Origin of the sequence: Bradyrhizobium sp. HKCCYLS2038, from assembly GCF_051167655.1 — a bacterium.
Classification (GTDB): Bacteria; Pseudomonadota; Alphaproteobacteria; order Rhizobiales; family Xanthobacteraceae; genus Bradyrhizobium.
In genome coordinates, this window is record NZ_JBNPTM010000005.1 from 592,543 (window position 1) to 604,792 (window position 12,250).

Annotated in this window: 12 protein-coding genes; 6 read left to right on the plus strand and 6 right to left on the minus strand. The window is 66.4% G+C overall.

The window, feature by feature from the left end:
- Positions 1 to 493: 493 nt before the first annotated feature.
- From dxs to ACQR1I_RS24570, 4 genes are all read left to right on the plus strand, one after another.
- A complete protein-coding gene (dxs, locus tag ACQR1I_RS24555; RefSeq protein WP_434868045.1) occupies positions 494 to 2,419 on the plus strand; it encodes a 1-deoxy-D-xylulose-5-phosphate synthase in 1,926 nt (641 codons plus the stop codon).
- 31 nt (positions 2,420 to 2,450) lie between these two features.
- A complete protein-coding gene (locus tag ACQR1I_RS24560) occupies positions 2,451 to 3,008 on the plus strand; it encodes a nucleoside 2-deoxyribosyltransferase (RefSeq protein ID WP_434868044.1) in 558 nt (185 codons plus the stop codon).
- A gap of 223 nt (positions 3,009 to 3,231) precedes the next feature.
- Positions 3,232 to 3,969 carry a TlyA family RNA methyltransferase gene (locus ACQR1I_RS24565; protein WP_434868043.1) on the plus strand — a complete coding sequence of 246 codons (738 nt, stop codon included), beginning with the start codon at positions 3,232 to 3,234 and terminating at the stop codon, positions 3,967 to 3,969.
- A complete protein-coding gene (locus ACQR1I_RS24570) occupies positions 3,962 to 5,197 on the plus strand; it encodes a class I SAM-dependent RNA methyltransferase (protein ID WP_434868042.1) in 1,236 nt (411 codons plus the stop codon). The genes ACQR1I_RS24565 and ACQR1I_RS24570 overlap by 8 nt, the downstream gene beginning before the upstream one ends.
- Positions 5,198 to 5,299: 102 nt before the next feature.
- On the opposite strand, the gene ACQR1I_RS24575 is transcribed toward ACQR1I_RS24570, so the two are convergent.
- Both ACQR1I_RS24575 and ACQR1I_RS24580 read right to left on the minus strand, forming a co-directional pair.
- Positions 5,300 to 5,869, minus strand: coding sequence for a septal ring lytic transglycosylase RlpA family protein (locus tag ACQR1I_RS24575; RefSeq protein WP_434868041.1), 570 nt, complete (start codon positions 5,867 to 5,869; stop codon positions 5,300 to 5,302).
- Positions 5,870 to 6,164: 295 nt separating this feature from the next.
- A complete protein-coding gene (locus ACQR1I_RS24580; protein WP_434868040.1) occupies positions 6,165 to 7,010 on the minus strand; it encodes a DUF1194 domain-containing protein in 846 nt (281 codons plus the stop codon).
- A gap of 232 nt (positions 7,011 to 7,242) precedes the next feature.
- On the opposite strand from ACQR1I_RS24580, the gene clpS reads away from it, so the two are divergent.
- A complete protein-coding gene (clpS, locus tag ACQR1I_RS24585) occupies positions 7,243 to 7,548 on the plus strand; it encodes an ATP-dependent Clp protease adapter ClpS (protein WP_434868039.1) in 306 nt (101 codons plus the stop codon).
- A 6-nt stretch (positions 7,549 to 7,554) separates the two neighbouring features.
- On the opposite strand, the gene ACQR1I_RS24590 is transcribed toward clpS, so the two are convergent.
- From ACQR1I_RS24590 to fabI, 4 genes are all read right to left on the minus strand, one after another.
- Positions 7,555 to 8,745 carry an adenylate/guanylate cyclase domain-containing protein gene (locus tag ACQR1I_RS24590; protein ID WP_434868038.1) on the minus strand — a complete coding sequence of 397 codons (1,191 nt, stop codon included), beginning with the start codon at positions 8,743 to 8,745 and terminating at the stop codon, positions 7,555 to 7,557.
- 53 nt (positions 8,746 to 8,798) lie between these two features.
- On the minus strand, positions 8,799 to 9,884 hold the full coding sequence (aroC, locus tag ACQR1I_RS24595; protein ID WP_434868037.1) for a chorismate synthase: 1,086 nt from the start codon (positions 9,882 to 9,884) through the stop codon (positions 8,799 to 8,801).
- Positions 9,885 to 9,999: 115 nt separating this feature from the next.
- Complete coding sequence (locus ACQR1I_RS24600; protein ID WP_434868036.1) at positions 10,000 to 10,599, minus strand: histidine phosphatase family protein; 600 nt, start codon at positions 10,597 to 10,599, stop codon at positions 10,000 to 10,002.
- 11 nt (positions 10,600 to 10,610) lie between these two features.
- Positions 10,611 to 11,444, minus strand: coding sequence for an enoyl-ACP reductase FabI (gene fabI / locus ACQR1I_RS24605; protein ID WP_434868035.1), 834 nt, complete (start codon positions 11,442 to 11,444; stop codon positions 10,611 to 10,613).
- Positions 11,445 to 11,750: 306 nt separating this feature from the next.
- Between fabI and ACQR1I_RS24610 the strand changes: the two genes are divergently transcribed.
- Positions 11,751 to 12,239 carry a sigma-70 family RNA polymerase sigma factor gene (locus ACQR1I_RS24610; protein ID WP_434868034.1) on the plus strand — a complete coding sequence of 163 codons (489 nt, stop codon included), beginning with the start codon at positions 11,751 to 11,753 and terminating at the stop codon, positions 12,237 to 12,239.
- Positions 12,240 to 12,250 lie beyond the last annotated feature (11 nt).

Sequence of the window (12,250 nt, forward strand, 5' to 3'; positions counted from 1 at the left end):
TTTGCGACGCAGAAATATCCCTGGACCCAGCCGGTCTCTCCGGTCTATTCCGGGCCCGCAGCTGCCATCGTTTTATGCAGCTGACTGGAACCGCAGACACGCCGCCGAGGTTGAAGTCCGGCGCAACGGTACCGTTTGCGGGCTTGCCATCTGCGGCCGGGTTGGCTTTAAGACGCGCTTTGGTGTAAAGCTTCTCGGAACTGCGGTTTTTTGGAAGTGCCCATTCTCCCCGGGAGCATGGAACTAAGCGCTTGCAAGAGCTGGCAAAACTGACTCGGCTGAACGACTTGGCGATCTTGGGCGACTAACGAGGACGGCAAGGCCACCAAGAGTGACTTACATCACATAGATCGATCCAAAACCCGGCTAGGTTCCGGACTGCGGCTTCGATCCGCGCGGATGTGACCTTCAAGGCTTCAGGTTTCGCCGCCCGTTACGATGAACCTCTCAGGTGTCGGTCCTTGAAGCCGACCTGCAAAATTGGAATGTCACCGTGACCACATTTAGTAAGACGCCGCTTCTCGACACCATCAAGACTCCGGAAGATCTGCGCCGGCTGAAGGTCGAGCAGGTCCGGCAGGTCGCCGACGAACTGCGCCAGGAGACGATCGACGCGGTCTCGGTGACCGGCGGTCACTTCGGAGCCGGTCTCGGCGTGGTCGAGCTGACCACCGCGATTCACTACGTGTTCGACACCCCGCGCGATCGCCTGATCTGGGACGTCGGCCACCAGGCCTACCCGCACAAGATCCTGACCGGTCGCCGCGACCGCATCCGGACGCTCCGCACCGGCGGTGGCCTCTCCGGGTTCACCAAGCGCACCGAGAGCGACTACGATCCGTTCGGCGCCGCGCACTCCTCGACCTCGATCTCCGCCGGCCTCGGCATGGCCGTCGCCCGTGATCTCGCGGGCGGCAAGAACAACGTGATCGCCGTGATCGGCGACGGCGCGATGTCCGCCGGCATGGCCTATGAGGCCATGAACAATGCCGGCGCGATGAACTCGCGCCTGATCGTCATCCTCAACGACAACGACATGTCGATCGCGCCGCCGGTCGGCGCCATGTCGGCCTACCTGTCGCGCCTGTACTCGGGCAAGACCTACCGCACGCTGCGCGATGCCGCCAAGCAGCTCGGCCAGCATCTGCCGAAGGTCATCGCCAACCGCGCCAGCCGCGTCGAGGAATATTCCCGCGGCTTCATGATGGACGGCGGCACGCTGTTCGAGGAGCTCGGCTTCTATTACGTCGGCCCGATCGACGGCCACAACCTCGACCATCTGCTGCCCGTCCTGAAGAACGTCCGCGACATGGAGACCGGTCCGATCCTGGTCCACGTCGTGACCCAGAAGGGCAAGGGCTACTCGCCGGCGGAAGCCGCGGCCGACAAATATCACGCGGTGGCCAAGTTCGACATCGCCACCGGCACCCAGGCCAAGGCCAAGCCGAACGCGCCGGCCTATCAGAACGTGTTCGGTCAGAGCCTGGTCAAGGAAGCCGAGAAGGACGACAAGATCGTCGGCATCACCGCCGCGATGCCGTCCGGCACCGGCATCGACATCTTCGCCAAGTCGTTTCCGAAGCGGACCTTCGACGTCGGTATCGCCGAGCAGCATGCGGTGACCTTCGCCGCCGGCCTTGCGAGCGAAGGCTACAAGCCGTTCTGCGCGATCTACTCGACCTTCCTGCAGCGCGGCTACGACCAGATCGTGCACGACGTCGCGATCCAGTCGCTGCCGGTGCGCTTCGCCATCGACCGCGCCGGCCTGGTCGGCGCCGACGGTGCCACCCATGCCGGCTCGTTCGACAATGCCTATCTCGGCTGCCTGCCGAACATGGTGATCATGGCCGCCTCCGACGAGGCCGAGCTGGTGCACATGGTGGCGACCCAGGTCGCGATCAACGACAAGCCCAGTGCGGTGCGTTATCCGCGTGGCGAAGGCCGCGGCGTGGAGATGCCCGAGGTGGGCGTTCCCTTGCCGATCGGCAAGGGCCGCATGATCCGCCAGGGCAAGCAGATCGCCCTGCTCTCGTTCGGCACCCGTCTCGCCGAATGCGAGAAGGCGGCTGACGAGCTCGCCGCTCACGGCCTGTCCGCCTCGATCGCCGATGCGCGCTTCATGAAGCCGCTCGACGAGGAGCTGGTGATGAAGCTCGCCCGCGAGCACGACATCCTGATCACGATCGAGGAAGGCTCCATCGGCGGCTTCGGCTCGCATGTGATGCAGTATCTGTCCGACCAGGGCATGCTCGACGGCGGCCTGAAGATGCGCACGATGGTGCTGCCCGACGAATTCCAGGATCACGACACGCCGACGGCGATGTACGCCCGTGCCGGTCTCGACGCCAAGGGCATCGTCCGCAAGGTGTTCGAGGCGCTCGGCAAGGACTACGCGACCGAGGCCGTCAAGCTCGCCTGAGGCGGGCTTGCGACCTGGTACTCGGTGAGCCATGAAGATCTATCTGGCAGGTCCCGACGTGTTCCTGCCAGACGCCATTGAGATCGGCCGCCGTAAGGCCGCGATCTGCGAGCGCCATGGTCTGACCGGTCTCTTTCCGCTCGACAACAGCATCGACCTCGCCGCCTCCGACGCCTCGCGCCAGATCTTCCTGGGCAACGAGGCGATGATGGAGGGCGCTGATGCCATCATCGCCAATCTCACGCCCTTCCGCGGCCCCGGCGCCGATGCCGGCACCGTCTACGAGCTCGGCTACATGGCCGGCCGCGGCAAGCTCTGCCTCGGCTATTGCAACGATCCCACGCTCTATTCCGACCGTGCCCGCCGCTTCACGACGGTGACGGAGCAGGACGGACGTCTGGTCGATGCCGAGAACCTGACGGTCGAGGATTTCGGCCTGCCGGACAATCTGATGATGATCCACGCGCTGGAGCTGCACGGCGTGCCGCTGGTGCTGCCGCGCAAGCGGCCGGGGGATGTCTGGCATGACCTGGCGGCGTTCGAGGACTGCGTGAGGGTGGCGGCGGCGCGGCTGGCGACGGTCTCGTAGGTTGGGAGGCATTCTGCTCGCCACGCCCTAGCTGTCGTCCCTGCCTAGTGCGCAATTGCGCACACGGCGCAGGGACCCATAACCACAGGAAGTCGTGTTGGGCAGACTCGTAGTTGCCATCTTCCAACAAACTATGTCCTGTGGTTATGGGTCCCTGCGTTCGCAGGGACGACACTGAATTTGGGGGCGCGACCTCCACAACTCATGACCACTGATCAAGACCATGCCCCCTCCCCGCAAACGTGCTGACATCCTCCTGGTCGAACGCGGCCTGTTCGAAAGCAGGGCGCGGGCGCAGGCGGCGATCGAGGCGGGGCTGGTGTTCGCCAATGACAAGCAGGTCGGCAAGGCCTCAGAGAGCGTCCCGGCCGACGCCGTGCTGCAGGCCGAGCCGGCGCATCCCTGGGTGTCGCGCGGCGGCGTCAAGCTCGCGGCGGCGCTGGAGCATTACGGTATCGAGGTCGAGGACCATGTCTGCCTCGATGTCGGCGCCTCCACCGGCGGCTTCACCGAGGTGCTGCTGGCCAATGGCGCGGCGGTCGTGTTCGCGGTCGATGTCGGCCGCGACCAGTTGCATCCGTCGCTGCGCCATCACCCCAGGATCGTCTCGATGGAGCAGACCGATATCCGCAGCTACGACGGCAAGCGGCTGCCGCAGCGGCCCGATGTCGTCGTCATCGACTGCAGCTTCATCTCGCTGAAGGCCGTGCTGCCGGTGGCGCTGTCGCTGGCGGCGTCGCCGATGAGCCTGCTGGCACTGATCAAGCCGCAATTCGAGGCCAAGGGTGCGCACGGCAAGGGCGGCATCATCAAGGACACGGCGGTGCATGAGGCCGTCTGCGCCGACATCGCCGCCTTCGCCGCCTCGCTCGGCTGCAGCGACATCGAGATCTTCCCGTCAGCCATCAAGGGCGGCGACGGCAACGCCGAATTCTTCCTGGGAGCGCGCCGCCATGGTTGAGCATCTCATCATCGACCATGTCGGCCATCGCGGCGACGGCGTGTCGCTGTCGTCAGGCGAGGCGCTGTACGTCCCCTACACGCTCGCCGGCGAGACCGTCGAGGCGGCCGCGGTTCCCGGCCATCCCGACCGCCGCAAGCTGCTGGCAGTGGAGACACCGAGCGCGGAACGCATCGCGCCGTTCTGCGCACATTTCGGCGTCTGCGGCGGCTGCGCGATCCAGCATTGGCAGCCCGAACCCTATCGGCAATGGAAGCGCAACATCGTCATCGAGACGCTGAAGGCAGCCAGGGTCGATTGCGAGGTGGCCGATCTCGTCGACGCCCACGGCGCTGGCCGCCGTCGCGCCACCTTCCACGCGCGCATGGGCACGCACGACATTCTGAGAGTGGGATTTTCGGCCGCCAACAGCCACGAAATCGTGCCGATCGACCGCTGCCCGATCCTGGATCCGGCGCTGGACGGGGCGCTCGAGGCCGCATGGGCGCTGGCGGAAGCCTTGAAGCCGACCGGCAAGCCGCTCGACATCCAGGCCACCGCGACCAGCAACGGCCTCGACATCGACATCCGCGGCTCCGGCCCGCTGCCGCCGCCGCGCATCGCAGAACTGTCACGCCTCGCCGAGCAGCACCGCCTGGCGCGGCTGACGCGGCATGGTGAACTGGTCCTGATGCGCAATCCGCCGGTCGTGGCGATGGGCACGGCGCAGGTGACGCTGCCGCCGGGCTCGTTCCTGCAGGCCACCGTGCTCGGCGAGGAGACGCTGGCCCAACTGGCGGTCGAACGCGTCGGCAAGGCCAAGCACGTCGCCGACCTGTTCTGCGGCGTCGGCCCGTTCGCGCTGCGGCTCGCCACACGCGCCCGCGTCACAGCGATGGACAATGACGCCGGCTCGATCGCAGCGCTGCAGAAGGCCGCCGGCACGCCGGGCCTGAAGCCGATCAAGGCGGAGGCCCGCGACCTGTTCCGCCGCCCGCTGATGCCGCTGGAGCTGCGCGACATCGACGCCGTCGTGTTCGACCCGCCGCGCCAGGGCGCGCAGGCGCAGGCCAAGCAGCTCGCGGCCAGCAAGGTGCCGGTGATCGTCGCGGTGTCCTGCAACGTCACGACCTTCGCCCGTGACATCCGCATGCTGATCGACGGCGGCTACAAGCTCGAGACCGTGGTCCCCGTCGACCAGTTCCGCCACACACCGCATGTCGAGCTGGTGGCCAGGCTGGTGCGGTGAGCCGACTCCGCACTCCGCGTCATTGCGAGCGCAGCGAAGCAATCCAGGGCCCAGCAAGGACTCTGCATTGCTTCGCTGCGCTCGCAATGACGGATCAAACTACTACCTCACCACGCTGACCTTCACCGGCGCGACGCCGGTGTTGACCATGCCCAGCGCCTGTGCGGCCGAGTAGGAGACGTCGACGACGCGGCCCTGCACGAAGGGTCCGCGATCGTTGACGCGGACGACCACCGAGCGGCCGGTCTTGACGTTGGTGACCTGCAGGCGGGTGCCGAACGGCAGGCTGCGATGCGCCGCCGTCAGCTCGGAGGGATCGAAGCGCTCGCCGCTCGCGGTCCTGCGGCCTTCCGAATAGTAGCTGGCGAGACCCGACGACGCGGCGTGCGCAGGCGGTGGACTTGCCTCGGCCTGCCGGACGTGGACCACCGAGTTGGGCGCCGTCTCGGCGCGCTGCGGCTGCGGCCGGAATTCATACGCCGCCTGCCTGGTCGGTGCCATCAGGCGCGCCTGCCGAACGGCCGACGACTGCGCACAGGCAGCAAGCGATGCCGCTGCCGCACAGACCAGGACGAGCCGCAACGACTGGCGGCCGAGCCCTACCCGCGGACCCTGGATGACAGCACGCGAGACGCGCTGCGCGGGACGTTCTGTCCGGTGGATGATTCGCATGTTCTGTGCGCCTCTGCCTCAACCCCAACATGGTCGCGGCCCAATCGCGGCGGCACGGTGGCAAAGTGAACTTGAGAGCTGCGCAACTCCTGGTTTTCGGGCGATTGTGGCTGCTAAGCCACAGGCACGCAGGATCGATGGTATGGAGTGCTTGTCCACAAGATCGGCACGCAAGGCGCCGTGCTTCCCCGCGGGAGGCGTATGCCTCGCGTCGGCAGCCGTCGTTCCGGAGCCTTCGTCGCGCGCCAGCGGTCCATGCGCTGACCAGCCCAGCAGGCGGAGGGCAGCGGCGGCTTCAGCGTCCCCAGCGATCCTGCCAGATCTTCTCGCCGATCAGGCAGGAGACCCGCGGATCCTTCGGCGAGTCGGCGACCGGCACGATCCGCGGCGGCGGCGCGCGGCCGGCGACCTCCATCAAGAGCTTGGTGCGGATGGCTTCCTTGAACTCATCGCGACTCTTGATCGTCACCACGAACGAGCCGGTGCCGCCGGTGACGCAATCCTTGTAGTAGAGATCGAGGTTCTCGATATCCATGGTCGAATAGGACGGCTCCTTCACCATGATGGGAAGCCCGTTGATCACGATGCCCTTCGAGACCGCCTCGTCGCGTGCGATCGTCACCGGCGAGCCGTTGTTGTTCGGCCCGTCGCCGGAGATGTCGATCACTCGCCGCAGGCCGCGATAGGGATCTTCATCGAACAGCGGCATCGCGAAGTAGATCGCGCCGGAGATGGAGGTGCGCGATGCCCGCCGGATAGGCGTCTTCATGATCTCGGCCGCCACCGCGTCGGCGCTTTCCGGGCCGTCGATCACGCGCCAGGGAATGATGATCTTCTGATCACTCGACGCGGCCCATTCGAAATAGGTCACGGCGATGCGGCCGTGAACGCCATTCTTCAGCGCCTGCAGGAACTCGCGCGAACTGAGCGCCTGGGCGTAGCCTTCGCGCTGGATGGCGAGCTCGTCGAGGTCCATCGAGTAGGAGACGTCGACGGCGAGGATCAGCTCGACGTCGACGGAGGCTTCCTTCTCGCTCAGCTGCTGCGCCGGCGGCGTTCTGGGCGCAGCCGCGACGACTGCGACGCCGCCCGCCAAGGCGCCTGCCAGACACGCCACCCCGACCGAGATCCACCAGCGCATGAGCTGCCCTCCAATCGCGTCAGATGATGGTGACATGCAAAGTCCCCTCAGCAAAGCGGGAACGATCAGGTCCATTCACATTCCGGTTAGCTTCTTTCACGCCGTGGCCGCTGCACGGGCTGGCGGCCTTGCAACTGATCAATCCCTAGCCAATTGCCCGTGGTTTCCCGGAGAAGCCGAAGGCTGTATTGTGGCGTACCCGCCGCATCAGGAACACATGAGCGCGCCCTGCATGAACGACTCCGTCGCCAAGCCGAAGACGAAGGTCCGCACCAAGGTCGAGCGTCCGCGGCTCTACAAGGTCATCCTCGTCAATGACGACTTCACGCCGCGCGATTTCGTCGTGATGATCCTGAAGGCGGAATTCCGCATGACTGAGGACCAGGCCTACAAGGTCATGATCACCGCCCATAAGCTCGGCGTCTGCGTCGTCGCCGTGTTCACCAAGGACGTCGCCGAGACCAAGGCGACGCGGGCGACCGACGCCGGTCGCGCCAAGGGCTACCCGCTGCTGTTCACCACCGAGCCGGAGACCTGAGGCGGACTAAGTCCCCTCCTCGCGCAATCCGAAGACGCGCTGTTCGGTCGAAAGACCGGCGATCGGGAATTCACCGAGATCGGTCCAGAGGTCGCTCGACGGCTCGGAACAGGCGCCGACAAATGCCTCCGACGCGACCACCGTGCGCTTCAGCCGCGCAGCGATCTTCTCCAGCCGGGCGGCGAGATTGACGGCCGGGCCGATGCAGGTGAAGTCGAGCCGGTTGCCGCCGCCGATATTGCCGTAGAGCAGTCGTCCGACATGCAGCGCCACGCCGAAGCGAAAGCGCTCCCCGGTACCGCCAGACCCATATTCCAGCGCGTCGACGCGGGCGCGCGACGCGCGCGCGGCCGCCAGCACACGGCCGCACACCTCGGCCTGATCGCCGCCCTGTTCGCGAATCGGAAACACCGCGAGCAGACCGTCGCCCATGAACTTCAGCACCTCACCGCCGTGCTCGCGGATCGGGTCCACCTGGCAGTCGAAATAGTGGTTGAGGATCTCCACCACGTCTTCGGCCGGCAGCCGATCCGACAACGGCGTGAAGCCGCGCAGGTCGGACAGCCAGATCGCCGCATCCATCGTGTCGGTATGGCCGCGGCGGATCTGGCCGCCCAGAATGCGCTCGCCGGCGCTGTTGCCGACATAGGTGTCGAGCAGCATCGAGGCGGTGCGCCGGAGCGTGATGATCTCGGTGTAGCGGGCCAGCGCCGGCATCAGCGAGCGGATCGCGTTCAGCTGCTCGTCGGTGAAGCCTTGCGGAGATCTGGTGGTCCAGCTCGACGCATGGATTGCGCGGTCGATGAAGGTCATCGGCAAGGTGAGATAGTCGGTCACGCCTTCGGCGCGCAGATCCATCAGGATCGGAAAACGCTCCGCCAGGGGACCGCGGGGATCGGCCCTGAACTCGTGGCCGTGCTCGAATACGAGCGCGAGCGGACTATCCTTGTAGAGCGGCGTGCTCTCGAAGCCGAAATCGACCGTGCCCATCTCGACCTCGGCGCCCTCGCGCCAGACGAAGCTGCGGCCAGCGATGTCCGGATGCAGCGTGCGGACGAACACGCCGAGCCGCCACAGCGGCAGGCCGAGGCTCACCAGCCGCGCGCAGCATTCGGCCATCATCTGGCTCGGCGTCGCCGCGGACCGCGCGCCGTCGACCAGCCAGTCGTTGATCTCCCGCAGCTTGGAGGTATCCATGGCTGACATTAGGCGAGCTGCACGACAACAGCAATTGTGCGTAGCGTCGAACGTCAGCCAACCTGGCCGCGATGACGCAGCAGATGGTCGGCGAGCACGCAGGCCATCATCGCCTCGCCGACGGGAACCGCGCGGATGCCGACGCAGGGGTCGTGACGTCCCTTGGTCAGGATCTCGGTCTCGTGACCGGCGCGATCCACGGTCTGGCGCGGCGTCAGGATCGACGAGGTCGGCTTGACCGCGAAGCGCAGCACGATCGGCTGGCCCGTGGCGATGCCGCCGAGGATGCCGCCGGCATTGTTGGAGAGGAAGCGCGTGCCGTCATTGGCCGAGCGCATCTCGTCGGCATTCTCCTCGCCGGTCAGCTCGGCCGCGCCGAAGCCGGCGCCGATCTCGACACCCTTGACGGCGTTGATGCTCATCATCGCCGCCGCGAGATCAGCATCGAGCTTGCCGTAGAGCGGCGCGCCCAGCCCCGCGGGCACGCCTTCGGCGGTGATCTCGAGCACCGCGCCGATCGACGAGCCGGATTTCCGGATGCCGTCGAGATAGGTCTCGAAGAATGCCGCCTTGTCCTTGTCGGGACAGAAGAACGGGTTGCGCGCGATCTCGTCCCAGTCCCACTTGTCGCGGTCGATCTTGTGCGGGCCCATCTGCACCAGCGCGCCGCGCACCTTCACCCCGTTCAGGATCTTGCGGGCGATCGCGCCGGCGGCGACGCGGGTCGCGGTCTCGCGCGCCGAGGAGCGGCCGCCGCCGCGATAGTCGCGCAGGCCGTACTTCGCCTCGTAGGTGAAGTCGGCATGGCCCGGGCGAAACTTGTCCTTGATCTCGGAATAGTCCTTGGAGCGCTGGTCGGTGTTCTCGATCAGAAGCGCAATCGGCGTTCCCGTGGTGACCTGCGCACCGGTGTCGGGATCGGCCATGACGCCGGACAGGATCTTCACCTGGTCCGGCTCCTGGCGCTGGGTGGTGAAGCGCGACTGGCCCGGGCGGCGGCGATCCAGATCGGTCTGGATCTCGGCCGCCTCCAGCGGAATCCGCGGCGGGCAGCCGTCGACCACGCAGCCGATGGCCACGCCATGGCTCTCGCCGAAGGTGGTGACGCGGAACATGTGGCCGAAGGTGTTGAAGGACATGAGCTGATCACCCGATCGGAAAACCGTCATTCCGGGATGGTCCTGATGACCAGACCCGGACTCTCGAGATTCCGGATCCGCCTCTCGCGAGGCGTCCCGGAATGACGGACAGAAACTAACTGAACTTGTCGAACCCGTTCTCGCCGAACACGTAGACCGCGCCCTGCTGGATCGGCAGATCGACCGCGCCTTGCGGCGTGGCGAAGCCGAGCGCCACCATCAGCGCGCGCGCCGTGCCGCCATGGGCGACCGCCACGATATCGCCAGACAGCTGATCATACCAGTCGCGGACGCGGCGCTCGACATCGGCATAGGTCTCGCCGCCCTCCGGCGCCAGCGTCCATTTCTCGGTCAGGCGCTTGGCGTAGAAGGCGGGATCGGCCGCCTGCATCTCCGGCAGCGTCGATCCCTCCCACTTGCCATAGCCGATCTCGCGCAGCCGCGGGTCGAGCGCATAATCCGCCACCGGCAGGTTCAGGACCCCGCGCAGCAGCTCCATCGTGGCGCGCGCACGGACCAGCGGGCTCGCAACGTATGGCAGGCGCGCCACGTCATGGCCGTTGCGCGTCACCAGCTCGCTCAGGATGTTGCCGGCCTGGACCGCCTGCTCGCGCCCGCGCGCGTTGAGCGGAATGTCCTGCGTGCCCTGCAGCCGGCCGAGTGCATTCCATTCCGTCTCGCCGTGGCGGATGTAGTAGATCGTGGGCCGGGGCATTGCGCGATGAGTTATTCCTTGGCGCCGACGGAATTGCTCAGCGAGATGTCGGGCGCCTCCGGCCGCTTCATGCCGACGACGTGATAGCCGGAATCGACGTGATGCACCTCGCCGGTGACGCCGCGCGACAGGTCCGAGAGCAGATACAGCGCGCTGTCGCCGACCTCGTCGATGGTCACGGTCCGGCGCAGCGGCGCGTTGTATTCGTTCCACTTCAGAATGTAGCGGAAGTCGCCGATGCCCGAGGCCGCCAGCGTCTTGATGGGACCTGCCGAGATCGCGTTGACGCGGATGTTCTTCTCGCCGAGATCGGCGGCGAGATAGCGCACGCTGGCCTCGAGCGCGGCCTTGGCGACGCCCATCACGTTGTAGTGCGGCATCCACTTCTCGGCGCCGTAATAGGTGAGCGTGATGATCGAGCCGCCATCGGTCATCAGCTTCTCGGCGCGCTGCGCGATCGCGGTCAGCGAGTAGCAGCTGATCAGCATGCTCTTGGAGAAATTGTCCTGCGTGGTCTCGATGTAGCGGCCGTCGAGCTGGTCCTTGTCGGAGAAGGCGATGGCGTGGACGACGAAGTCGATCTTGCCCCACTTCTCCTTCAGCACGTCGAACACGGCATCAATGGTCGTGGGATCGGTGACGTCGCAATGGCCGAGCACGAGGCCGCCGAGCTCGGCCGCCAGCGGCTCGACCCGCTTCTTCAGCGCGTCGCCCTGGTAGGTCAGCGCGATCTCCGCGCCAGCGGCGCGGGCAGCCTTGGCGATGCCCCAGGCGATCGAGCGGTTGTTGGCCACGCCGAGCACGACCCCGCGCTTGCCCTGCATCAAACCTGAAATCTGCGCCATGCGGCTTCCCATCGAACTGATGATTGGAGCATGATCCGGAAAAGTGGAAACCGGTTTTCCGAAGAGATCATGCTCAAACAAGGAGATGAGAGCATGATGTGTTTCCGTCGGAAACGCGTCATGCTCTGAGGACTGGACGTACACCACCGGTCTGGCCCGGTACAGTGCCATTCCGCCTCTCCTGTGGCAAAGTCTCCGCAGAGATCCGGATGCCGGAATAGACGTGTCATCAGGGTGTTATGGTCTGTGCAAGGCGCGGTTGCGGCCCGCACCTTTGTCCCACGTCGAACGGCCGCAGGGCACCCCATGAGCGCGTTCCGCCAGAGCGTCGAGGCCATGATCCCGGCACTGCGCCGCTATGCGCGGGCGCTGGCGCGCGACGTCGATGCGGCCGACGATCTGGTCCAAGACACGCTGGTGCGGGCGCTGCGCTCGGAGCGGCTGTTCCTCGGCGGCGACATCAGGAGCTGGCTGTACACGATCCTGACCAACCTCAACAAGAACCGCCGGCGATCGCTGGCGCGGCGGCCGCATTTCATGCCGCTCCAGGACGACAATCCGGACGCCAGCGGCACCGAGGCCGAGGGCCGCGACATCGAGCGCGCGCTGGCCACGCTGGTCGAGGAGCAGCGCGCCGTGTTGCTGCTCGTGATCCTCGAAGGGCTCAGCTACCGCGAGGTGGCCGAGATCCAGGGCGTGCCGATTGGGACCGTGATGTCCCGCCTCGCTCGCGCCCGCGCCCACGTCCGCGCGGTCCTCGAGGGTGAGCGGCCGGCGCTCCGGAGGGTGAAATGACTGCCCGATTT

What these genes read in the sequence shown, in the direction of transcription:
- ACQR1I_RS24560 (WP_434868044.1), top strand. Translation starts at nt 2,451, where the DNA reads ATGAAGATCTATCTGGCAGGTCCCGACGTGTTCCTGCCAGACGCCATT.
- ACQR1I_RS24565 (WP_434868043.1), top strand. Translation starts at nt 3,232, where the DNA reads ATGCCCCCTCCCCGCAAACGTGCTGACATCCTCCTGGTCGAACGCGGC.
- ACQR1I_RS24570 (WP_434868042.1), top strand. Translation starts at nt 3,962, where the DNA reads ATGGTTGAGCATCTCATCATCGACCATGTCGGCCATCGCGGCGACGGC.
- ACQR1I_RS24575 (WP_434868041.1), bottom strand. Translation starts at nt 5,869, where the DNA reads ATGCGAATCATCCACCGGACAGAACGTCCCGCGCAGCGCGTCTCGCGT.
- ACQR1I_RS24580 (WP_434868040.1), bottom strand. Translation starts at nt 7,010, where the DNA reads ATGCGCTGGTGGATCTCGGTCGGGGTGGCGTGTCTGGCAGGCGCCTTG.
- clpS (WP_434868039.1), top strand. Translation starts at nt 7,243, where the DNA reads ATGAACGACTCCGTCGCCAAGCCGAAGACGAAGGTCCGCACCAAGGTC.
- ACQR1I_RS24590 (WP_434868038.1), bottom strand. Translation starts at nt 8,745, where the DNA reads ATGGATACCTCCAAGCTGCGGGAGATCAACGACTGGCTGGTCGACGGC.
- aroC (WP_434868037.1), bottom strand. Translation starts at nt 9,884, where the DNA reads ATGTCCTTCAACACCTTCGGCCACATGTTCCGCGTCACCACCTTCGGC.
- ACQR1I_RS24600 (WP_434868036.1), bottom strand. Translation starts at nt 10,599, where the DNA reads ATGCCCCGGCCCACGATCTACTACATCCGCCACGGCGAGACGGAATGG.
- fabI (WP_434868035.1), bottom strand. Translation starts at nt 11,444, where the DNA reads ATGGCGCAGATTTCAGGTTTGATGCAGGGCAAGCGCGGGGTCGTGCTC.
- ACQR1I_RS24610 (WP_434868034.1), top strand. Translation starts at nt 11,751, where the DNA reads ATGAGCGCGTTCCGCCAGAGCGTCGAGGCCATGATCCCGGCACTGCGC.